Origin of the sequence: Pseudomonas sp. F3-2 (assembly GCF_038804275.1) — a bacterium.
Taxonomy (GTDB): domain Bacteria; phylum Pseudomonadota; class Gammaproteobacteria; order Pseudomonadales; family Pseudomonadaceae; genus Aquipseudomonas.
This window is the reverse complement of the sequence record NZ_CP152388.1, coordinates 4195397-4218600: the sequence shown is the minus strand read 5'-3', so window position 1 is coordinate 4218600 and position 23204 is coordinate 4195397. Positions and strand designations below refer to the sequence as shown.

Sequence of the window (23204 nt, the reverse complement as noted above, 5' to 3'; positions counted from 1 at the left end):
AGATACTTGCCAACAATTCAAAGAATCATTCTAGCTGCGGCGTGTTGACACGCTCGATGCCCTAGCAGGCTTTATCTTCTCGGTTGCCGGGGAAATTTTAAACAAGGGATGGGCTATGGTTCAGGTTCGTAAACTGGTTTTAGCAATCGCTGCGGCTTCAGCGCTGTCATCCGGGATGGCGCAGGCGCTCGGTCTCGGTGGTTTGACCGTCAAGTCGACCCTGAATCAACCGTTGCTTGCTGAAATCGAACTCACGGAAGTGCAGGATCTCAACGCTTCGCAGGTCGTGCCGAGCCTGGCCAGCTCCGCAGAGTTCGCTCAGGCAGGCGTCGGCCGTACGGCGGTCCTGGATGACCTGACGTTCACGCCGGTAGTCAATCCGGGCGGTAAGAGCGTTTTGCGCATCACCTCGAGCAAGCCCATCCGCGATCCCTATGTGAAGTTTCTCGTTCAGGTGCTCTGGCCCAACGGCCGGGCGCTGCGTGAGTACAGCTTGTTGCTGGATCCGCCGAAGTTTTCGCCGCAAACCGCCGCAGCCGCCGCGCAACTGCCTTCCACTGCGCCGAGCACCGCACCGGCTCAGGCACCGGAGGCGCAAACTCCAGCTCCGGCGCCCGCCCCAGCGGCCCCGGCCCCGGCCGCTGAGCCCAAATTCACTCAATACACGACTGCCAATAACGACACGCTTTGGGAAATTGCCGAGCGCGTGCGTAATGGCGGTACGGTCCAGCAGACCATGCTGGCGATTCAGGCGCTCAACCCGGACGCTTTCATTGCCGGCAACATCAACCGTCTGAAGAAAGGTCAGGTGCTGCGTCTGCCGTCGCCGCAGGAAGCGACCGCGCTGCCTCAGCCCCGCGCCGTGGCGGAGGTCGCCGAGCAGAACCGCGCCTGGCGTGAAGGTCGCCGCTTGCCCAGCGGCACTCGTCAGGTTGATGCCACCCGTCGCAATCGTACGGGCGCTGCACCGGCGCAGATCGACGCCAAGGACAACCTCAGTCTGGTCTCGGCCAATGCCAAGCGCGGCGCCAATGGGGCGGTCGGCGACAACGCCGAGCTCAGCAATCAGTTGGCGGTCACCCAGGAAAGCCTGGACAGCACGCGCCGCGACAATGCCGAACTGAAAAGCCGCATGGGCGATCTGCAGAGTCAGGTCGATAAACTGCAGCGCCTGATCGAACTGAAAAACGATCAGTTGGCGAAGATGCAGGCCGCCGGTGCTGCCGTGCCTGCGCCAGGCCCTGATGCGGGCGGCACTGTCAGCCCGAACAGCGTCACCAACCCGAACAATGCTGCCAATCCTGCAATGCCTGCTCAGATTGTGCCGAACAGCGCAGCGCCTGATGCAGCCGGCAAGCCGCCGAATGAAATCGCCCCGGAAGACGCTCTGCCGGTCGATGGCGCCAAGGTCACCAGCGCAACGCCGGATCAGGCTCTGGCCGTCGCGCCTGATCCTGCGGCCACGGAGGACAATCGCAGCGCGCTGGACAAGATCCTCGCCAGCCCGATGTTGATGGGGTTGATCGGTGGCGGCGCGCTGCTGGTTCTGCTGTTGCTGTTACTGCTGCTGGCGCGCCGTCGCAATGCGCTGATCGAAGCCGAAAAGCACCGCCAGATGGCACGGGCGCTGTCCGAGGAATCGGATTTCGCCTCCGACATGGATTTACCGGAAAGCAGCTTCGAGGGTCTGGAGGTTCCTCCGCCCAATGTAAAGATGGCGCCGGCGCCGACCGCAGTCAGCGAGCCGGTCCGCGAACATCCGGCTGACGCGCTCGTTCAGGCTGAAATCCACATTGCCTATGGCCGTATCAACCAGGCCGCGGCGTTGTTGGAAGAGGCCGTCAGGGAAGAGCCGCAGCGCAGCGATCTGCGCTTGAAGCTCATGGAGATTTACGCTCAGCAAGATAATCAGGCGGGGTTTGTCGCGCAGGAGCGGCAATTGATCGCCACGGGAAAGAACCACGCTGAAGTCGAGCAGCTCAAATCCCGTTATCCAGCCATGGCGGCCGCTGCTGCTGCGGCTGCGGGGGTTGCGGCGGCTGCGGCTTTGGCGGCGGAAATGGATGCGAAATACGTCGAAGATCTGCTCAACGACGAGCCACCGCCAGCGCCGCAAGTGCCTCCTGTGGCCGAGCCGGTTGCGCAGGCGCCGTTGCCGGATGACTTTGATACGGCCTTCGATCTCAGTCTGGACGATCTGGAAGCTGCGTCTCCTGCGCAGGTGCCTGATCGCTCGACACCCGCTGGCGATTCCCGCCTCGACGATCTGGACCTCGACGCGCCATTCGGTGGTTCGACCGCCGATGATCTGGATTTCGACGCGATCTTGCGCGAGCAGACCGAAGCGTCAGCCAACGAGCCCACTGATCTGGCGGACTTCGACCTGGATCTGGCCGAAGATCAGCCGGGGCTGAAGGCTGAAGATGATTATCTGCTCGGCATGGAAGATGAGCTGCGCGACCTGCCGGCTTTCGAAGAGCGCGCCGATCTGGGCGCGAACACGCCGCCGGTGGAAGACGATATCGATCTGCCGGCCGATTTCGACTTGTCCCTGGCCGACGAGATGGAAACCGAGCAGGCTTCCAATGCCTTTGCGTCCGAGATCGATGATGTCAACGCCGAGCTTGAGCGCTTGTCGCAAAGCCTGGAGCAGCCTTCGACTGGCAAGCCTGGCGATGCTGCCCCAAGCTTTACCGAAGACGATGCATTGCTGGCGGACGACGAGCCTGAGTTCGATTTCCTTTCCGGCACCGACGAGGCAGCCACCAAGCTGGATCTGGCGCGTGCCTACATCGAGATGGGTGATGCCGACGGCGCCCGGGATATTCTCGACGAAGTGGTCGCTGAAGGGGATGACGGCCAGAAGACCGAAGCGCGGGAGATGTTGTCGCGGCTGGTCTGACAGGCGCCGGCACTGCTTTGAAACGACCGCTCAGGCGGTCGTTTTCGTTTGCGGGCGTTGTGGGTCTGTCGTGCTGACAGGTGTCGATGGCGTCTTTTTCTGCCATCCGTATAATGGCCGCCCTTGCGCACATCGACAGGCTTTAAGCACTTGGCAACTACAGACACCGTGGCAGAGACAGCGGCAGCCGAAATGGCCGCCGAAGGTTTTTCCAGGATCGCACTGGGCGTGGAATACAAAGGTTCGCGCTACAGCGGCTGGCAGCGTCAGTCCACCGGCGTGCTGACCGTGCAGGAGACGCTGGAGAATGCGCTGTCCAGGGTAGCTGATTCGCCCGTGTCGCTGATGTGCGCCGGGCGCACCGATGCCGGCGTGCATGCGTGCGGCCAGGTGGTGCACTTCGATACTCGGGCCGAGCGCACCATGAAGGCCTGGACCATGGGCGCCAATATTAATTTGCCCCATGACATCAGCGTGACCTGGGCTAAAGTCATGCCGGCGCACTTTCACGCGCGGTTCAAGGCAATCGCCCGGCGTTACCGCTACGTGATCTACAACGATCAGATCCGTCCGGCTCATCTGGGCCAGGAAATCACCTGGAATCATCGTCCGCTGGATGTCGAGCGGATGGCGCTGGCCGCCGAATATCTGGTCGGCACTCACGATTTCAGCGCGTTTCGTGCCGGGCAATGTCAGGCGAAGTCGCCGATCAAGCAGATTCACCATTTGCGCGTCACCCGGCACGGCAAGATGATCGTCATGGACATCCGCGCCAATGCCTTCCTTCATCATATGGTGCGTAACATCGCTGGTGTGCTGATGACCATTGGTGCCGGAGAGCGTCCGGTAGAGTGGGCCAGCGAAGTGCTGCAGAGCCGCGTTCGGCGTACAGGCGGTGTGACGGCCCATCCGTTCGGGCTGTATCTGGTGCAGGTCGAGTACCGCGATGAGTTTCCCTTGCCGGAGCGCTACATCGGTCCGCATTTTCTGACAGGCTTCACGGAACTGGACGGCTGACGTTCCGGGCTGCATTTGCTACCATCCGTGACTTTCCAAGGGCTTGAGGTTTTCACCACATGTCAGCCGTTCGCAGCAAGATCTGCGGGATTACCTGCATAGAAGATGCGTTGGCCGCCGTCGAAGCGGGAGCCGATGCCATCGGATTCGTGTTTTACCCCAAGAGTCCCCGGGCCGTGACGATAGAGCAGGCGCAGGCAATCATCGCCGCCTTGCCGCCGTTCGTGAGCACCGTCGGCCTGTTCGTCAACGCCGAGCGCGAGGCGTTGAAGGCGCTGCTCGATGTCGTGCCGCTGGACCTTATCCAGTTTCATGGTGACGAAACCCCTGAGCAATGCGAGGGTTATCAACGCCCTTACATCAAGGCGCTGCGCGTTCAGGCCGGAGACGACATCGCGGCCAGTTGCGCGCTCTATCACAAGGCGTGCGGCATTCTGCTGGACACCTATGTCGCGGGCATCCCCGGCGGTACCGGCGAAACTTTCGATTGGGCACTGATTCCAAAACATCTGAGCAAGCCGATCATCCTGGCGGGCGGGCTGACGTCAGCCAATGTCTCCCAGGCGATTGCGCAGGTTCGCCCCTACGCCGTGGATGTCAGCGGCGGTGTGGAAAGATCCAGGGGCTTGAAGGACCACGACAAGATTCGCGCGTTCATGAGTGCGGTGCACAGCGCCTGAACAAATTTTCCGGCAGCTGTGGCTGCCGATGTGACGACGAACGGGCGGTTGCCGTCCACTAGCCTGCCACCCGGATTTGGGGCTGGCCGAATTGAGTAAACGAGACGTGCTGCGTCTCGCGCAGGAAGTTGAGGGTGGTGAGCGACGGGGTGTCGGTTCAGCAGGTCAGGCCAGGCGCCGATCGTTGTACGACATTTCGCGACACCGCAGATGAATTAAGTTAGGGCGTGCGCACGGCACAGACCGCCGTCGCGTTCAAAGCCACCGGTACTGGAGAAAGAAAGCATGAGCAACTGGTTGGTAGACAAACTGATCCCTTCGATCATGCGTTCCGAGGTCAAGAAAAGCTCGGTACCCGAAGGTCTCTGGCACAAGTGCCCATCCTGCGAGGCGGTGCTGTATCGCCCTGAGCTGGAAAAAACACTGGACGTCTGTCCCAAGTGCAACCACCACATGCGCATCGACGCGCGTGCGCGCCTGAACATCTTCCTGGACACCGAAGGTCGCGAAGAAATCGGCGCTGACCTCGAGCCTGTCGATCGCCTGAAATTCCGCGACAGCAAAAAATACAAGGATCGCCTGACTGCCGCGCAAAAGCAGACTGGCGAGAAGGACGCGCTGATCTCCATGAGCGGTACGCTGCTGGGCATGCCGGTGGTGTGCAGCGCCTTCGAATTTTCGTTCATGGGCGGATCCATGGGCGCCATCGTTGGCGAGCGCTTCGTCCAGGCGGCCAACTACGCGCTGGAAAACCGCTGCCCGATGATCTGCTTCGCCGCCTCCGGTGGTGCGCGCATGCAGGAAGCGCTGATTTCCCTGATGCAGATGGCCAAGACCTCGGCTGTGCTGGCCCGTCTGCGTGAAGAGGGTCTGCCTTTCATCTCCGTTCTGACCGATCCGGTCTACGGTGGCGTTTCCGCCAGTCTGGCGATGCTGGGCGACGTGATCGTGGCCGAGCCAAAGGCGCTGATCGGCTTTGCCGGCCCTCGCGTCATCGAGCAGACCGTGCGTGAAAAACTCCCTGAAGGCTTCCAGCGCAGCGAATTCCTGCTGGATCACGGTGCGATCGACATGATCATTCACCGCCAGGAGCTGCGTCAGCGTCTGGGCAACCTGCTAGCTCAGATGATGGGCCTGCCGACCCCTAAATTCGTTGCGCCGAAACTTGAGCCGATCGTGGTTCCACCCGCTCCGGCGAACGTATGACCGCACGCTCCCTGGCCGACTGGCTGAGCTACCTGGAGCAGTTGCATCCTTCTGCCATCGACATGGGGCTGGAGCGTTCGCGACAGGTGGCGCTGCAGGCTGGGCTGACTCGGCCGGCGCCGCGCGTGATCACGGTCACCGGCACCAACGGCAAGGGCTCGACGTGCGCGTTTCTCGCCGCGTTGCTTGAGGCGCAGGGCCTGAAAGTCGGCGTGTACAGTTCGCCCCACCTGCTGCGTTACAACGAGCGGGTGCAAGTGCAGGGCGTCGAGGCCACCGATGAGCAGCTCTGCGTGGCGTTCGAAGTCATCGAAAAGGCCCGTGGTGACATTTCGCTGACCTATTTCGAAATGGGCACGCTGGCGGCGTTCTGGCTGTTCGAACAAGCCGGTCTCGACGCGGTGGTGCTCGAAGTCGGTCTGGGAGGGCGTCTGGATGCAGTCAACCTGATCGATGCGGACATGGCCCTGGTGACCAGTATCGGTGTCGACCATGCCGAATGGCTGGGCAATACCCGCGAGTCTGTGGCGTTCGAGAAAGCAGGGATTTTCCGCGAAGGGCGTCCCGCGCTGTGTGGCGATCTCGATCCACCGAAGCCGCTGCTGGATCAGGCTGATGCCCTGAGTTGCCCGCTTTCGCTGCGCGGTCGCGACTTCGATCTGGCCATCGGCCCGACTGCATGGGATTGGTTCGGCACTGGCCTCGATGGGGCGAGAGTCGAACTGCGTCACTTGCCGTTGCTCGATCTGCCAATGCAGAACGCGGCGCTGGCCCTGCAGGCCTATCTGCTCTCGGGGCTGGATTGGCAAGCGGCGTCGATCCGCACAGCATTGCTCGGCACACGTGTCACAGGACGGCTGGATCGTCGATCCTTCCAATGGCAGGGCAAGCCGTTGCAGGTGCTGCTGGACGTGGGGCACAACCCTCATGCCGCCACATTCCTGGCGCAACGTCTCGATCAGCGTCCCGTGTCGGGCAATCGTCTCGCAGTATTCGGTCTGCTTAATGACAAGGATCTGGACGGCGTGCTGGCGGAACTGGCTGATCGCTTCAGCAGCTGGGCGGTTGCGCCCCTGCCGACCCCGCGCAGTCGTCCTGCGCAAGAGATTGCGCAGGCGCTGCAGAACCTTGGCGCGCACGTGACGTCCTACGCCAGTGTCGCGCTGGCGCTCGAAGCGCAATGCAATCAGGCGACTGCCGACGACGAAATCGTTCTGTTCGGGTCTTTTTACTGCGTGGCCGAGGCCCTGGAATGGCTTGCGGGCGCGTCACGGAGGAAGTGACACATGGCTTTGCTGGATAAGGCGTACAAGCAGCGCATGGTGGGCGCGCTGGTGCTCATCGCCATCGCGGTGATCTTCCTGCCGATGCTGTTTTCCCGACAGGATGAAGCGCGTCATGTGCAGGTGGATGCGCCAGCCGCTCCGCAGGCGCCGGCGGCGTCTCAGATCAAAGTCGAGCCGGTGAACGTGCCTGAGCAGCAACCGCTGCCGCAGGAACCGGTGCCGACCGATGAAGAGTTGTCGCAGCCGAGCCAGGCACCTGCCACCCAGCAACCGCCCTCAATGCCTATCGCCCCGGCGCCTTCCCGGCCGACAGTGTCCGCGCCACCGGCAAAGGTCGCGTCAGCTCCAGCGCAAGCGCCGGCTCAGACACCCGCCAAGCCTGCTACCCCGGCGCCTGCGCCTGCCGCTCCGGTCGCCGATCCGGCTCGCGTCGACACCAATGGCCTGTCTGTGACCTGGGCCGTGCAACTGGCCAGCTTGTCCAATCGGGCGAACGCCGATAACCTGCAAAAAACGTTGCGCACCCAAGGCTACAATGCGTACATCCGCACCTCCGATGGGGTGAATCGAGTGTTCGTCGGCCCGGTCATCGAACGCGCCGAAGCGGATCGCCTGCGCGACACCCTGGAAAAGCAGCAGAAGATCAAGGGCATCGTTGTGCGTTTCCAGCCTGAGCGTAAGTAAGACCCGGTCGGTAGCCATGACAATTTCCCGGCAGAGGCCGGTCCTGGAGGCATACACGGCTTTCGTAGGATCGGCTTTAGCCGGAAAGGGTTGAAACAGGCACCTTGATCCTCACCGTCTGGCGAGCATCGACCACCGGCAAAGTCCAATAGTTCGCCTTAATTGGCATCCATCCGTAATCCCTGCTTACCGCCGGGCGAGCGCTCTGCTAAAATGCGCCGCCTCATCAGTCTGTAGGCTGCAACGTGTCATTTACTCCGGTTGACTGGGCGATCATTGCAATTGTCGCCATCTCCGCTCTGATCAGTCTCAAGCGCGGCTTCGTCAAAGAAGCACTGTCCTTGCTGACCTGGATCATTGCAGGTGTCGTGGCCTGGATGTTTGGCGGTTCGCTGGCCCAGTATCTGATCAACTACATCGAAACACCCTCGGCACGCGTGATTGCGGGCTGCACCATTCTTTTCGTCGCCACGCTGTTGGTCGGCGCCATGGTCAACTTTCTTATCGGGGAACTGATTCGCGTCACCGGCCTTTCCGGGACCGATCGTTTTCTGGGCATGGTCTTCGGCGCTGCGCGCGGGGGCTTGCTGGTGGTCGTAGCGGTAGGGCTGTTGAGCCTGGGCCCGGTACAACAGGATCAATGGTGGCAGGAGTCACGGCTCCTCCCTCAATTTGTCATGGTCGCTGACTGGTCGAAAAACCTGATTCTCGGGATGTCCAGCAAGTGGCTAGCCAGCGGAATCAGCGTACCTGTTGATATTCCGTTCAAGGATCACCTCCTGCCGCCTACAACGCCGCAGGAAGTGCTCGGTAAATCCAGTTCCACTAAGTAGGGGTTGTGTCGCATGTGTGGCATCGTCGGTATCGTCGGCAAGTCGAACGTCAATCAGGCGCTGTATGACGCGCTCACCGTCCTCCAGCACCGCGGCCAGGACGCTGCCGGTATCGTGACCAGCCATGACGGCCGGTTGTTCCTGCGCAAGGACAACGGTCTGGTCCGTGATGTGTTCCACCAACGCCATATGCAGCGTCTGGTCGGACACATGGGCATCGGTCACGTACGTTATCCAACAGCGGGCAGCTCGACTTCGGCCGAAGCCCAGCCGTTCTACGTCAACTCGCCCTATGGCATCACGCTGGCGCATAACGGCAACCTGACCAACGTCGAGCAACTGGCCAAGGAGATTTACGAATCTGACCTGCGCCACGTCAACACCAATTCCGACTCGGAAGTCCTGCTCAACGTTTTCGCCCATGAACTGGCCGTGCGCGGCAAGCTGCAGCCGACCGAAGAAGACATCTTCGCTGCGGTCACCGACGTGCACAACCGCTGCCGTGGCGGATACGCAGTCGTCGCGATGATCACCGGCTACGGGATCGTCGGTTTCCGCGACCCGGACGCGATTCGTCCGATCGTGTTCGGCCAGCGTCACACCGACGAAGGCGTCGAGTACATGATCGCTTCCGAAAGCGTTGCGCTGGACGTGCTCGGCTTTACCCTGATCCGTGACCTGGCGCCGGGCGAAGCGGTGTACATCACTGAAGACGGCAAGCTGCACACCCGTCAGTGCGCCACCAGCCCCAAGTACGCGCCATGCATTTTCGAACACGTGTACCTCGCGCGTCCGGACTCGATCATCGACGGTATCTCGGTCTACAAGGCGCGCCTGCGCATGGGCGAGAAACTGGCCGACAAGATTCTGCGCGAGCGTCCTGATCACGACATCGACGTGGTCATCCCGATTCCCGATACCAGCCGCACGGCGGCGCTGGAACTGGCCAACCACTTGGGCGTCAAGTTCCGCGAAGGTTTCGTCAAGAACCGCTACATCGGCCGCACCTTCATCATGCCGGGACAGGCAGCGCGGAAAAAATCCGTACGCCAGAAGCTCAACGCCATCGAGCTCGAGTTCCGCGGCAAGAACGTCATGCTGGTCGATGACTCCATCGTGCGCGGCACCACCTGCAAGCAGATCATTCAGATGGCCCGCGAAGCCGGTGCCAAGAACGTGTATTTCTGTTCCGCGGCCCCGGCCGTGCGCTTCCCCAACGTCTACGGCATCGACATGCCGAGTGCTCACGAGCTGATCGCTCATAACCGTTCCACCCAGGACGTGGCCGACCTCATCGGTGCCGACTGGCTGGTTTATCAGGATCTGAACGACCTGATCGAAGCGGTCAGCGGCAGCAAGAAAATCAAGATCGATAATTTCGACTGCTCGGTTTTCGACGGCAAGTACGTGACCGGTGACATCGACGAGCACTACCTGAACCGGATCGAGCAGGCGCGTAACGACGCCTCCAAGGCAAAGACTCAGGCGGTCAGCGCGATCATCGATCTGTACAACAACTAATCCAGACAAGGAGCAGGCGGCATGACTCAGGAATGGGATGCCGGTCGACTGGACAGCGATCTCGACGGCGTGGGTTTCGACACCCTCGCCGTGCGTGCTGGACAGCACCGTACGCCGGAGAGCGAACACAGCGATCCATTGTTTTTCACGTCCAGCTACGTGTTCCGCACGGCAGCCGACGCGGCCGCGACGTTCGCCGGAGACAAACCGGGCAACGTCTACTCGCGTTACACCAACCCGACAGTGCACTCGTTCGAAGAGCGTATCGCCGCGCTGGAAGGTGGCGAGCAGGCAGTGGCGACGTCCACGGGCATGTCCGCCATTCTGGCGACCGTCATGAGTCTGTGCAGCGCCGGTGACCACGTGCTGGTCTCCAAAAGCGTGTTCGGCTCCACGATCAGCCTGTTCGAGAAGTACTTCAAACGCTTCGGCGTGCAGGTCGATTACGTCCCTCTGGCCGAATTGTCGGGCTGGGACGCGGCGATCAAGTCCAATACCCGGTTGCTGTTCGTCGAATCACCGTCCAATCCGCTGGCCGAACTGGTCGACATTGCCGCGCTGGCGGAAATCGCCCACGCCAAGGGCGCACTGCTGGTCGTCGACAACTGCTTCTGTACGCCTGCGTTGCAACAGCCGCTGCGCATGGGTGCCGACGTGGTCGTGCATTCGGCGACCAAGTTCATCGACGGTCAGGGGCGCGCCATGGGTGGCGTGGTTGTCGGGCGCAGCGAGCACATGAAGGAAGTGGTCGGTTTCCTGCGTACCGCCGGTCCAAGCCTGAGCCCGTTCAACGCGTGGCTGTTCCTCAAAGGCCTGGAAACGCTGAACATTCGCATGCGCGCCCATTGCCAGAGCGCGCTGGAGCTGGCGCAGTGGCTGGAGCAGCAGGACGGCGTAGAGCGTGTCCATTACGCCGGTCTGGAGAGTCACCCGCAGCACGAACTCGCCAAGCGCCAGCAGAAGGCGTTCGGTGCCGTGGTGAGTTTCGAGGTCAAGGGCGGCAAGGAAGGCGCGTGGCGTTTCATCGACGCTACACGCCTGATTTCGATCACCGCGAACCTGGGCGATACCAAGACCACCATCACCCACCCGAGCACCACCTCTCACGGCCGCCTGTCGCCGCAGGAGCGTGAGGCCGCCGGTATTCGCGACAGCCTGATCCGCGTGGCGGTCGGTCTGGAAGACGTCGCCGACCTCAAGGCGGACCTCGCGCGTGGCCTGGCTGCGCTGTGAGTCGCGCAGTGAGTGCCGCCTGTGAATGAGTGGACGGTGGGCGCGACCGGCGTGCATAACGGCCGGGTCGCGTTGGTGACCGGCGCCGCTCGGGGGATTGGCCTGGCAATCGCTGCCTGGCTGGTCACCGAAGGCTGGCAGGTCGTTCTGACCGATGTAGACCGTCAGCGCGGCGCGGCCGTGGCGGATGTGCTGGGCGAGAATGCTTCGTTCATCGCTATGGACGTCTCCAGCGAACAACAGGTGGTGGATGGCGTCGCCGAAGTGCTCGGCATGTTCGGGCGTCTGGATGCACTGGTGTGCAATGCAGCGGTGGCCGATCCCCATAACACGGTCCTAGAAAGCCTTGATCTGTCGCACTGGAACCGCGTGCTGGCGGTCAATCTGAGCGGGCCGATGCTGCTCGCCAAGCATTGCGCCCCTTATCTGCGGGCGCACGGCGGAAGCATCGTCAATCTGAGTTCGACCCGCGCGCGTCAATCCGAGCCTGACAGCGAGGCTTACGCGGCAAGCAAGGGCGGGTTACTGGCTTTGACGCACGCGTTGGCCATGAGCCTGGGCCCACAGGTTCGGGTCAATGCTGTCAGCCCCGGCTGGATCGATGCCCGCGACCCGTCTGTGCGGCGCGCCGAGCCATTGTCCGACGCCGATCACGCGCAACATCCGGCCGGCAGGGTAGGGACTGTGGAAGATGTTGCCGCCGCGGTGGCATGGCTGTTGTCGAAGAATGCCGGGTTTGTCACGGGGCAGGAATTCGTGGTCGATGGCGGCATGAGCAAGAAGATGATTTATGTGGATTGAGCGTGGCGGCAAGTTTCCCGCTGCACGCTGCGAGTGAAATCAAGAGCGGGCCTTCGGGCTCGCTTTTTCGTTCCTGGCCTGGCTTTCCATGTCAGTCAGCGAAAACCGCTTTTTTGAAAAAAACTTCAAGCAGGCTATTGACTTAGGTTCGGCACCTGCGTAAATTTCGCGGCCTCAGCGAAGCAAAGGGTGATTAGCTCAGCCGGGAGAGCATCTGCCTTACAAGCAGAGGGTCGGCGGTTCGATCCCGTCATCACCCACCATCGTTGAGAGTTGCAAGACACGCTGAAGGTTACTGAGATTCAGCAGGACGATAAGTCCACACTGCGCAGCGGTAGTTCAGTCGGTTAGAATACCGGCCTGTCACGCCGGGGGTCGCGGGTTCGAGTCCCGTCCGCTGCGCCATATTTTACAGATCGGGTTTTGTTTTCAGAGCCGGGTTTGAGATTGAACGCCAAGGCGATCGATCAGAGTCATACGAAACAGGTTTCAACCCGTTTCAACAGAGTTAAGCAGATGAAAATCTGTGCGACACGCAGCGGTAGTTCAGTCGGTTAGAATACCGGCCTGTCACGCCGGGGGTCGCGGGTTCGAGTCCCGTCCGCTGCGCCATACATAGCCTCAAGGCCCTTGAACTCCTTGAAGCGACAAAAAAAGCGACCTTAGCGTCGCTTTTTTTGTGCCTGACAGAAAGCCATCGGCGCTGTGAGGGTTTCTGCGCTTATCATTCGGACAACTTAAGGACAGCGAGTCTCGATCATGCGGATACTTGTAACAGGCGCCAGCGGATTCATCGGCACTCGACTCTGTGAGCTGCTGATGGATCAATCCCACGACGTCACGGGCATCTGCCGCAGCGGCAAGGGTTCGGTGGTCGGCGTGAAATACATCGCGACCGACTTCACAGATCCGCAGGCCATCAGCGGGATGCTCAACGGCATTGACTGCGTGGTTCACCTGGCCGGCAGGGCGCATGTGCTCGATAAACAGGGCGACTCGGCTGATCTGTATCAGGCGGTGAACTGCGACGCGACGCTGCAGCTGGCCCGTGAAGCGCTGTCGGCTGGCGTCCAGCGCTTTGTGTTCATCAGCTCGATTGGCGTCAACGGCAACGAGTCCGGGACTCAGCGCTTCTCCGAAACCTCAACGCCTCATCCGGTCGCCGACTACGCGCGCTCCAAGCTGGAGGCTGAAATCGGTCTGCACCGGTTGCTCGACGGTGCAACCATGGAGTGGGTGATCATACGTCCTCCGCTCGTGTACGGGGCAAGCGCACCGGGCAATTTCAGGACGCTGCTGAAGGTGGTCGAGAAAGGCATTCCCAGTCCGTTCGCGCTGGTTCGCAACGCGCGCAGCATCATTTCCGTCGACAATCTCGCGGCCTTGATTGCGTTGGCCTGCCAGCATCCGGATGCAGCTGGCCAGACGTTTCTGGCCAGTGATGGCAGTGACGTGTCGACTCACCAGATGCTCGGCGCGTTGGCGCAGGGGATGGGCAAGCGCGTCTTCGCCTTGCCGGTGCCTGGCGCATTGCTGGCCGTCATGCTCAAGGCCGCGGGCAAGGGCGATCTGTATACCCAGCTGTGCGGTTCGCTGACCGTGGACTGCTCGCGGGCGAGGCAGGTTCTGGGTTATCAGCCTGACACCGATACGCTGCGCGCCCTGATGCAGGTCGGCAGGGAATACCGCATGGGTGCGCCGGGGCATCAATGAGCCCTGTTCGATGTTCCGCTGCCTGCAAGGCAACGCGATGCTGCACAGAGCGGCGAGAAATGACATGATTGCCGGCTCGCTTAACGCGGCGCTGCGCACTGCCTGATTTCGAATTTGGAGAGCTGGACCATGGGCATGAACCAAACCATCACTGTGATCCCACCGGGTGTACCGTTGACGGGGCATGTCTCGCCGCCGGGTTCGAAGTCGATCACCAACCGTGCGTTGCTGCTGGCGGCGCTGGCCAAGGGCACCAGTCATCTGCGTGGCGCGCTGAAAAGCGACGACACCCGCCACATGTCCAACGCGCTGAGGCAGATGGGCGTGGTCATTGACGAGCCGGACGACACCAGTTTCGTCGTCACCAGTTCGGGTCGCCTCGAGGTGCCTGAAGGCCCGCTGTTTCTGGGCAATGCGGGCACTGCGGTGCGCTTTCTCACGGCGGCGGTCTGCACGGTCAACGGCAGTGTCACGCTGGACGGCGACCACTACATGCAGAAGCGCCCGATCGGTCCGCTGCTCGAATCATTGCGCAAAGGCGGGCTGCATGCCGAAAGCGCGACGGGCTGCCCGCCGGTAGTCATCCACGGCCACGGTTCGATCAAGGCCACCCGTTTCGAAATCGACGGCGGTCTGTCCAGCCAGTACGTTTCCGCACTGCTGATGGTGGCGGCGTGCGGCGATGCGCCGATCGAAGTGGCTCTGACCGGCAAGGAGATCGGCGCTCGCGGTTACATCGATCTGACCATCGCCTGCATGCGCGCTTTCGGTGCTGAGGTCGAAGTCGTCGATGAGGCGCTGTGGCGTGTATCGCCGACCGGTTACACCGCCTGCGATTATCACGTCGAGCCGGATGCTTCTGCCGCCACTTATCTGTGGGCTGCGCAGGCCCTGACCGCAGGCAACATCGATCTGGGCGTCGCTGCCCAGGCGTTCACCCAGCCTGATGCCAAGGCGATGGACGTGATCGCGCAATTCCCGAAGATGCCGGCGGTGATCAACGGCTCGCAGATGCAGGATGCGATTCCTACGCTGGCGGTGCTGGCGGCCTTCAATGAAACGCCGGTGCGTTTTGTCGATCTGGCCAACCTGCGGGTCAAAGAGTGCGATCGTGTGCAGGCGCTGCATGACGGGCTCAATCAAGTGCGTCCCGGGCTGGCCTCGGTCGAGGGCGACGACTTGCTGGTGGCGTCGGACCCGAGCCTGGCCGGCACCAGCAGCCATGCGCTGATCGACACCCATTCGGACCATCGCATCGCCATGTGTTTCGCGCTGGCCGGGCTCAAGGTCTCGGGTGTTCGCATTCAGGACCCGGATTGCGTCGCCAAGACCTATCCCGGTTACTGGCGTGCGCTGGAGTTTCTGGGCGTGAAGCTCGAACACGGTCAGGTCTGAGCGGCATCGGGCGGAGGCAGGTCGCTGACGACCGTCAGTCGATTCCCGCTTCCGTCCGGCGATATCCGGGCTGCGGCGTTGTCAGACGCCCACAGTCATGAAACGCCCGTCAGTCGAGTGCACGTGGCGAGTCGCGCCGACGAAAAGTTCGATGTATCCACACGGTTGCAAACTGTGCGTTGATCCGGTGCCAGCCTTGTTGCAGACTTACCGGCGTTTCCTTCGGTCCACTATTCTGTCGACCTTTTTCCCGGGATGTTCGATGTCTAAATTACTGAGCTTTCGTACCGCATGCTGGGCGTTGACCCTGCTGGCCGCCGCAGGCTGCTCGTCAAAGAAGCAGGCTATCTACGAGCATGAAAACTTCGACGACGCCGGTACGTTCTCACGCAACTATCCAGTGTCCGATGCTGCCACGTGCGAGGCAGGGCGGCGCGCGTTGCTCAGCCAGGGATACATCATCACCAGCAGCGATCCGAAAATGATCAGCGGCCACAAGAGCTTCCAGCAGACCGGCGAAACCCATATGGAGATCAGCTTCAATGTGGTGTGTGCTGCCGACGGTGGCACGGACGCCAAGGCAACGATGTTCGCCAACGCCCTGCAGGACCGTTATGCGCTGAAGAAGGTCAACAACTCGGCGAGCCTGGGTGTCGGCGTGCTGGGCTCTGTCTCGATGCCGATCGGCTCGACGGACGACTCGATGGTCAAGGTGGCCAGTGAGACGGTGGCGTCCTCCAAGTTCTACGACCGTTTCTTCGCGCTGGTGGAAAACTTCCTGCCGCCGGAGGTGAAGAAAGCTGCGCACATCGAAGAAAAACCCAAGACCGATCTGGGCATGCCGGAACCTGCTCCCGCCAAGGCCGCGGCGTTGAATGAGCAGAAACCGGTTGAAGCCACGCCGGCAGCCGCGCCTGCGCCAGTTCCGGCAGCGTTGAGTACGCCTGCCACGCCGTCTGCCACAGCAGCGGATCAGGGCAGTGAGACCATGCCCGCCCCGGCAGAGCCTGAGCCACTGAAGGCTGAGACTGCCACGCCAGCGGAGCCGGCCCCAGCAGCAGCACCAGCTCCAGCGCCTGAAGTCAACGCCACGCCCGCCGCCGATCCTGCGCCCGAGGCAGCGCCAGCGCAATGATCTGGATGTATGCGGTTTGACGGGCACAACGCATCAACCGGTTTTACGACTGCTGCGCAGCCGATCGTCCGGATGCGGCCCAGGGACAAGCGCGCTCCTACAGGCGCTGCCTGGTTTCGGGAACGGCCACAGGACCTGTAGGAGCGAGCTTGCTCGCGAAGACTGACTTCCGGGCGCTGCCTATCCAGCGAATGTACCAGCCTCTTCCCGGCTAAAGCCGGTCCTACAGATGCCGCAAGCTTTTCGTAGTACCGGCTATATCCGGTCCTACAGATGCCGCAAGCTTTTCGTAGGACCGGCTTTAGCCGGGAAGGTGTCGGGGTGTTCGCCGCAGACTTACGGGGCGTTAAAGACCGTTGGCTCACTCCCACCGGGCGTACGCAATGGCGACTCAGCCGAGAAACAGTTTGTACGCCGGGTTGTTGCTCTCGTCCCAATACGGATAACCGATTTCCGCCAGCGCTTGCGGCACCAGATGGCGCTCGTCTTCTGGCACGACCAGACCGGCGACCACGCGGCCGTCGGCGGCGCCGTGGTTGCGGTAGTGGAACATCGAAATGTTCCACTTGCCGCCCAGTTTGTTGAGGAAGTTGAACAGCGCGCCCGGCCGCTCGGGGAATTCGAAGCGCAGCACCACTTCATCGCTGACCCGTTCCGAATGCCCACCGACCATGTGCCGCAGGTGCAGCTTGGCCAGTTCGTTGTCGGTCAGGTCCAGCACCGGAAAGCCCTGCGCTCGCAGGCTGGCGATCAGCGCCTTGCGCGGGTCGTTTTCCGGGTGGGTCTGCACGCCGACGAAGATGTGCGCCTCGCGGTCGGTGTGGTAGCGGTAGTTGAATTCGGTGATCTGACGCTTGCCGACTGCCTCGCAGAACGCCTTGAAACTGCCCGGCTGCTCGGGGATGGTCACGGCAATGATCGCCTCGCGACCTTCGCCCAGTTCGGCGCGCTCGGCGACATGGCGCAGGCGGTCGAAATTGACGTTGGCGCCCGAGTCGATGGCGACGAACGTCTGACCGGTGACGCCGTATTCTTCGGTGTATTTCTTGATGCCCGCCACGCCCAGCGCGCCGGCCGGCTCGGTGATCGAGCGGGTGTCGTCGTAGATGTCCTTGATCGCCGCGCAGATTTCGTCGGTGCTGACCGTGATCACCTCGTCGACGTAGTCCTTGCAGATGTCGAAGGTGTGCTGGCCGATCTGCGCCACAGCGACGCCGTCGGCAAACAGCCCGACCTGCTGCAGCACCACGCGCTCGCCGTAGGCCATGGCCTGCTGCAGGCAGTTGGAATCGTCCGGTTCGACGCCGATCACCTTGATCTCGGGACGCAGGTATTTGACGTAGGCCGCGATACCGGCGATCAGCCCGCCGCCGCCAACCGGCACGAAGATCGCGTCGAGCTTGCCCTGATGCTGACGCAGGATTTCCATGGCGACCGTGCCTTGTCCGGCGATGGTGTCAGGGTCGTCGTAAGGGTGAATGTAGACGTAGCCTTTTTCCTCGACCAGCTTCAGGGAATACGCCAGCGCCTCGGGGAAAGAGTCGCCGTGCAGCACCACTTTGCCGCCGCGCGAGCGCACGCCTTCGACCTTGATCTCCGGCGTCGTCTTGGGCATGACGATGGTGGCCTTGATGCCCAGCTTTCTGGCCGCCAGCGCCAGCCCCTGCGCGTGGTTGCCCGCCGAAGCCGTGACCACGCCGCGGGCAAGCTCCTCGGCGCTCAGTTGCGCCAGCTTGTTGTACGCGCCGCGAATCTTGAAGGAGAACACCGGCTGCAGGTCTTCGCGCTTGAGCAGCACCTGGTTGCCGAGTCGCTCGGACAACTGACGAGCGCCCTGCAGCGGGGTTTCCACGGCGACGTCGTAGACACGGGAGGTGAGGATTTTGCGCACGTAATCACTGAGCAGGTGACTGTGAGCCTGCACGCCGTCGAGGAGTTGGTTCATCGCGCGGTCCCCGTCGAGGTCGAAGCATCGATCAGGTACAGGGCTGGGGCGGCGAGGGTAGGGCGGATGATGATCATGTCTGGCTCCTGGTTCGATTTTTTGGCCCGGGAGACAGAGAGAGAAAACCCGCCTCGAGGGCGGGTTGGGTGCAAACGTCGGCTAACCCGCCATGACTGGAATGGCGGTAATAATTATCTGGCCGAAGAAATGCTTGGTTACGTTCATGGCTCGAAGACTATGGCGAGCTGTTCCATGCCGTCAAGTGGCAATCGTGCACTGCTTTCGTCATCCAGCAACCTTGCGCTGGGAAATCGCCTACACGACAGTCAGCCAAATAATGCTATTTCGTCAGATTTTTCCTGACCACTTGCGTGAATTTTAACGGTGGGCTAAACATTGAGGATTGGCGACAGGCCACGCGCTAGAGCCTTGACAGGGATGTGTCGGTAAATTTTCTGCTATTGACCTCGTCTACTGTTCAAGAAGCCTTCATTTTTCAGTCATGAGGGCGCTTTAGGGTGGAGATCGCAGCAGTGATCAGTCGCTGAAACGACCCGCAAACACGACTCCCGAAGCAACAGAGAACAGCCACGAGGGCTTGAGTGATGGACGATTACCAAGAAGAACTGCTGGAGTATCAGGCCTACGAACTCGACCCCGTCGAGCCCGCTGATGACGCAACCGAGCTTTAAGCCTGCGTGGGTGAATGCGTCAGACTGAATGACGCTGGCTGCGGCGGAACTCTCCCGGCGTCTGTCCGTTCCAGCGTTTGAAGGCGCGTTGAAAGGCCTCGGCCGACGCAAAACCCAACAGATAAGCAATCTCTCCGAACGCCAGTTCGGTATCCCTTATGTAGGTCATCGCAAGATCCCGGCGCGTGTCGTTGAGGATCGCGCGAAAGCGTGTACCTTCTTCCGCCAGTTTGCGGCGCAACGTCCAGCTCGGCAGCTTCAGCCGGGCGGCGACTTCTTGCAGATCCGGCTCGCGCCCGCCATTCAACAGCGGCCCCAGCATCTGGGTGATTCGCTCGCGCAGCCCGCGCGTTCGCGTGAGTTGCTCCAGTTCGCGCTCGCACACGTGCAGCAGATGCCGCCAGGTGCTCGGCACATGATCCGGATTGCGCAGCCCGAGTTCGCGCAGGCCCAGGCGCAGTTGATTGGCGCCGGCGGCAAAGCTCACCGGCTGTTCGCTGAGGCCCGCATAATCCGCCGCATAGGTGGGCGCTTCGAATTCGATCTCCAGGCGCTCGGCCTGCAATGCGCTGCCCGACAGCGTGGAAAGCTGCTGTAGCCAGCCACTGAGGATCGAATCCACCACAAACCGGTTGTAACCGTTGTACGGGCTGATGGAGTAGAAACGCAGCCAGGCGCCGGTGCTGTCTTCATGGAAACTGGACTGCCCTCGATAATTGGAGCCGTACAGGGGTTCGAAGCGGATCAGCGTGCGTGCGGCTTCGCGGACAGTCGGAGCCTGAGCGGCGGTGATGCCCGCCAGACCCGCCTGACTGAAATGGCTCAAGCGTCCCATGCGCAAACCCAGCCCCGCTTTGCCGGTCAACTCGATGGCGGCGTGACCCAGGCGCATGTAGCGCGGAATCGACAGCCGGGCACCGGGCTCGCTCAGCCGGGCAGCGTCCAGGCCGAACTGATCGAGCAGTGGCTGCGGGTCCTGGTCGAAGCTGCGAACGGCGTCCGCCAGGCTGTGAACGAAGCCGACTGACAGATCACCGAGACGAACCCGAGGCGTGTTCATCGGTCACAGCCACAGGTTGATCAAGCGGGCGCCATGCCCGGGTCGGGCTCCCTTGGGCGCTGCGGTGATGGACTGTTCGGCGATGCTTTGCCCGCCACGTGTGGCGAAACTGTGTCCGGCGACACCTTGATCCCAGAACTGCCCTCGCATGAACACACTGATGCCCGCTTTTGCCGTGCTGGCAGGTGTGAGCGCCAGCCGACGCCAGGCTTCGCCTTCGGTCAGCGGCTTCGGACCCAGGTCCAGATGAGCCGCTCGCGGATTATGTTTTTCCCCATGCCAGGGGCGCGACCAGCTGCTGCTGCCCGCGACGAACGCAGGCACGGCAATCAGCTCGGCACTGCTGTCGTTGAGGCGTGCGTAGTTGTCCGGATACCAGCTGTCACTGCCGATGAGAACGGCCAGCCGACCGGCCGGGGTGTCGATCACGCGCAGCGGAGCATCCTTGCCGGGGCGGATATAGCCCCGCTGATAACCGCTGGGAAACAGCTGCCGTTGCGGCTGGCCGAGGGGCACGCCGTCGCGACCGAACACCAGACTGCTGTTATACAGCGCGCCATGGCCGGCCTGCAGTTGCCCGTTGTTAACCTGCGGACTGGGCAGGACGATCGAGCCGGCGACCAGTGTGATGCCGAATTCTCGGGCCAGACCGCCGAACACGTCCTGATAATCCTGCGCCATGCTGTTGGCCTTCATGCGCAGGTGCGCGTCTTGCAGTCGGTCGCGTCCTCGTGCATGGAACATCGCGTCGACGAACAGCAGCGGATTGCTGAAGGCCAGCCAGTTCAACGCCTCCTCCAGCGTGGTCGCCTGATAGAACTGGGATTTCTCGTTGATCGCGAACAGCCAGGTGCCGACGTGCTCGGGCAGCACCACGATGGTTTTGTCGTTGATCAGCCCGTGCTCGCGGGCTTGCTCAAGGTACGCCGCCAGCTTGCGGTGCAGACGCTTGACGCTCGAGTAATCGGACGGGAACAGTTCGGGCTGGATGCCCAGCAAGTTACCGCGCTCACCGGGCTGGCCGTCGTTGATCACCAGCTGGATGCGCAAGTCCGCCAGGTAATGCCCGACATGCCGCTTGCTGGTCCACAAGCCGTAGCTGACAAGAAGGATCACCAGCACGGTTGCGGTGAGTGAGCCGAGAACTTTGCGCATGTAGAAACGAGAGCTGCCTTTGACGACGCGTGGGTGGCATTGGGGTGTGCGAAGGCTACGGCAAACAGGGGCTTATAGAAAGGTTTTGCTGGGTATTCGGGCGTGCAGGCGGGAGCGAGGAGAGAAGGCTGTGCGGTCTGGCGACCTGACGCCGGCGTGGCATGGAATGACACGCCGAGACCGCAGCCGTCGTGTACGGCTGCGGTCCATGTACGGTATTGCGCCGTTACAGACGGAAGCGGCTTACCAGCGTATTGAACGAGACTGCCAGGCTCGACAGCTCCTGAGTCGACGCGTTGGTCTGATGCGCACCCGCTGCGGTCTGGGTCGACAGGTCCTGGATGTTGACCAGGTTGCGGTCGACTTCGCGGGCGACGTTGGCTTGCTCTTCCGACGCGGTGGCGATGACCAGATTGCGGTCGTTGATCTGTGCGATGCCGTCGGCGATCAGCTCCAGCGCCTGGCCGGTTGCCTGCGCCAGCGCCTGGGTGTCGGTGACCAGTGACTGGCTTTTGCCCATCGCGCCCACGGCCTGATCGGCGCTGGTCTGCACGCTGTTGATCATGCCTTCGATTTCACCGGTGGACGCCTGAGTGCGGGCGGCCAGGGCGCGAACTTCATCGGCAACCACCGCAAAGCCACGGCCTTGCTCGCCAGCCCGCGCGGCTTCGATGGCGGCGTTCAGGGCCAGCAGGTTGGTCTGCTCGGCGATGCCACGGATCACGTCCAGCACTTTGCCGATGTCGCGCACCTGCACGGCCAGGTCCTTGACCATGGTGGTGGACGCGGCAATTTCCGTGGTCGCGCTGTTGATCGCCGACACCGCATTGCGCGCCTGATCGCGACCGTTGCTGGCTTGCAGGCTGGTGGCTTTCGAGGCTTCGGATGTCGAGACGGCGTTGCGGGCGACCTCTTCCACGGCGGAAGTCATTTCCGTCACGGCGGTGGCGGCCTGCTGGATTTCGTCGTTCTGGCGCAGCAGCCCGCGACTGCCGTTGTCGGTCACGGCGGTCAGCTCTTCTGCCGCTGATGCCAGCTGATCCGACGCGCTGGCGATCTGTTGAATGGTGGATTTCAGGCTGCTCTGCATCTCGGCCAGCGCGGTCAGCAGTTGGCCGGCTTCGTCGCGCCCGGTGCTGACGATGTGCTGAGTCAGGTCGCCTTGCGCGATGCGTCGGGCGCTCGCCACTGCGCTGGCGATAGGGCGGCTGATCAGACGGCTGATGAACAGACCCAGAACGATGGCCGCGATGAACGCCAGGGTGATGCCGATGTACAGCGAGGTCTTGGCCGACGATTCCAGCTGGCCCGCCGCTTCGGCGCCTTCCCCGACCTGACGGTCATTGGAGTCGACCATGACGGTCAATTCGTCCATCACCACGCGGTAGGTTTTCTGCAGGTCACCGAGCAGCAGGTTGCGACCATTTTCCAGATCACCGGCCCTCATGAGCCCGACGTACTTCTGCACCATGGCCTGATACACCGGCCAGTCCCGCTCCATTTTGTCACCCGCGGCGCGTTCATCGTCTGCCAGCGGCGTCTTGCGATAATCGGCGAAGGCCTTTTCGCTGGCCAGCTGGTTGGCGTTCATCGACGCAATGTATTCGTCCTTCACGCTCTGCGGCAGGCCGGCTGCGGTGGCGATGTACAAGCGGTACAGGTCACGGCTCTGGCCGACGGCCTTGGTTTTTGTCTGGGCGGTATTGGCTACCGAGACAAGGTTGTTTTCAAACACCGACTTCAGGCTTCCCGAAAGTGTGCTGACCCCCCGACTTCCCAATACGCCGACACCCAGCGTGATGAATGCGCACAGCGCAAAGGCTGTAATCAACTTGGTGGAGAGTTTTGCATCATTGATCCAGCTCATGGGGCATCCTGCTGACAGAGTTTCAAAGGGGGAATTTCGCCGATTCCGGGAGAGACGGGGCGAGTTGTCGTATGTCTAT

General features: G+C 61.9%; 17 protein-coding genes and 3 tRNA genes. 16 read left to right on the top strand and 4 right to left on the bottom strand.

All coding sequences use genetic code 11. From position 1 onward, the window contains the following. The first annotated feature begins 115 nt into the window (after window positions 1-115). The 16 genes from AAGQ88_RS19040 to AAGQ88_RS18965 all read left to right on the top strand — a co-directional run bounded on the left by AAGQ88_RS19040 (window position 116) and on the right by AAGQ88_RS18965 (window position 16406). Window positions 116-2902, top strand: a complete 2787-nt coding sequence (locus AAGQ88_RS19040; RefSeq protein ID WP_342653258.1) for a FimV/HubP family polar landmark protein — start codon at window positions 116-118, stop codon at window positions 2900-2902. A 192-nt stretch (window positions 2903-3094) separates the two neighbouring features. Next, entirely contained in the window at window positions 3095-3919 is an 825-nt protein-coding gene (truA, locus tag AAGQ88_RS19035; protein WP_342655844.1) for a tRNA pseudouridine(38-40) synthase TruA, read from the top strand. Between the two features lie 59 nt (window positions 3920-3978). Further along, window positions 3979-4599 carry a phosphoribosylanthranilate isomerase gene (locus tag AAGQ88_RS19030; RefSeq protein ID WP_285426815.1) on the top strand — a complete coding sequence of 207 codons (621 nt, stop codon included), beginning with the start codon at window positions 3979-3981 and terminating at the stop codon, window positions 4597-4599. Between the two features lie 285 nt (window positions 4600-4884). Then, a complete protein-coding gene (gene accD, locus AAGQ88_RS19025) occupies window positions 4885-5805 on the top strand; it encodes an acetyl-CoA carboxylase, carboxyltransferase subunit beta (RefSeq protein ID WP_093469348.1) in 921 nt (306 codons plus the stop codon). Further along, window positions 5802-7088, top strand: coding sequence for a bifunctional tetrahydrofolate synthase/dihydrofolate synthase (gene folC / locus AAGQ88_RS19020; protein ID WP_342653257.1), 1287 nt, complete (start codon window positions 5802-5804; stop codon window positions 7086-7088). Before accD ends, folC begins: the two co-directional genes overlap by 4 nt. A gap of 3 nt (window positions 7089-7091) precedes the next feature. Then, entirely contained in the window at window positions 7092-7775 is a 684-nt protein-coding gene (locus AAGQ88_RS19015; protein ID WP_342653256.1) for an SPOR domain-containing protein, read from the top strand. A 245-nt stretch (window positions 7776-8020) separates the two neighbouring features. Next, window positions 8021-8608 carry a CvpA family protein gene (locus AAGQ88_RS19010; RefSeq protein ID WP_342653255.1) on the top strand — a complete coding sequence of 196 codons (588 nt, stop codon included), beginning with the start codon at window positions 8021-8023 and terminating at the stop codon, window positions 8606-8608. Between the two features lie 12 nt (window positions 8609-8620). After that, window positions 8621-10129 carry an amidophosphoribosyltransferase gene (purF, locus tag AAGQ88_RS19005; RefSeq protein WP_093469336.1) on the top strand — a complete coding sequence of 503 codons (1509 nt, stop codon included), beginning with the start codon at window positions 8621-8623 and terminating at the stop codon, window positions 10127-10129. Between the two features lie 21 nt (window positions 10130-10150). After that, on the top strand, window positions 10151-11362 hold the full coding sequence (locus AAGQ88_RS19000) for an O-succinylhomoserine sulfhydrylase (RefSeq protein WP_342653254.1): 1212 nt from the start codon (window positions 10151-10153) through the stop codon (window positions 11360-11362). A 21-nt stretch (window positions 11363-11383) separates the two neighbouring features. Beyond that, window positions 11384-12163, top strand: coding sequence for an SDR family oxidoreductase (locus AAGQ88_RS18995; protein ID WP_342653253.1), 780 nt, complete (start codon window positions 11384-11386; stop codon window positions 12161-12163). 187 nt (window positions 12164-12350) lie between these two features. Then, window positions 12351-12426, top strand: a tRNA-Val gene (locus AAGQ88_RS18990). 65 nt (window positions 12427-12491) lie between these two features. Further along, window positions 12492-12568: transfer RNA gene (locus AAGQ88_RS18985), tRNA-Asp, on the top strand. A gap of 130 nt (window positions 12569-12698) precedes the next feature. Continuing rightward, a tRNA-Asp gene (locus AAGQ88_RS18980) sits at window positions 12699-12775 on the top strand. A gap of 147 nt (window positions 12776-12922) precedes the next feature. Then, window positions 12923-13876, top strand: a complete 954-nt coding sequence (locus AAGQ88_RS18975; protein WP_342653252.1) for an NAD-dependent epimerase/dehydratase family protein — start codon at window positions 12923-12925, stop codon at window positions 13874-13876. A gap of 129 nt (window positions 13877-14005) precedes the next feature. Continuing rightward, window positions 14006-15271, top strand: a complete 1266-nt coding sequence (locus AAGQ88_RS18970; RefSeq protein ID WP_342653251.1) for a 3-phosphoshikimate 1-carboxyvinyltransferase — start codon at window positions 14006-14008, stop codon at window positions 15269-15271. 262 nt (window positions 15272-15533) lie between these two features. Continuing rightward, the gene (locus AAGQ88_RS18965) at window positions 15534-16406 is read left to right on the top strand and encodes a DUF2242 domain-containing protein (RefSeq protein ID WP_285426807.1); all 873 of its coding nucleotides are present in this window, start codon (window positions 15534-15536) and stop codon (window positions 16404-16406) included. Window positions 16407-16797: 391 nt separating this feature from the next. Here AAGQ88_RS18965 and ilvA read toward each other — a convergent pair whose 3' ends face one another. The 4 genes from ilvA to AAGQ88_RS18945 form a co-directional block, all read right to left on the bottom strand. Next, the gene (gene ilvA / locus AAGQ88_RS18960; protein WP_342655843.1) at window positions 16798-18312 is read right to left on the bottom strand and encodes a threonine ammonia-lyase, biosynthetic; all 1515 of its coding nucleotides are present in this window, start codon (window positions 18310-18312) and stop codon (window positions 16798-16800) included. A 750-nt stretch (window positions 18313-19062) separates the two neighbouring features. Further along, window positions 19063-20103 carry an AraC family transcriptional regulator gene (locus AAGQ88_RS18955; RefSeq protein WP_342653250.1) on the bottom strand — a complete coding sequence of 347 codons (1041 nt, stop codon included), beginning with the start codon at window positions 20101-20103 and terminating at the stop codon, window positions 19063-19065. 3 nt (window positions 20104-20106) lie between these two features. Next, the gene (locus AAGQ88_RS18950; protein ID WP_342653249.1) at window positions 20107-21258 is read right to left on the bottom strand and encodes a carbon-nitrogen hydrolase family protein; all 1152 of its coding nucleotides are present in this window, start codon (window positions 21256-21258) and stop codon (window positions 20107-20109) included. Window positions 21259-21484: 226 nt separating this feature from the next. Next, window positions 21485-23125, bottom strand: coding sequence for a methyl-accepting chemotaxis protein (locus tag AAGQ88_RS18945; protein ID WP_342653248.1), 1641 nt, complete (start codon window positions 23123-23125; stop codon window positions 21485-21487). Window positions 23126-23204 lie beyond the last annotated feature (79 nt).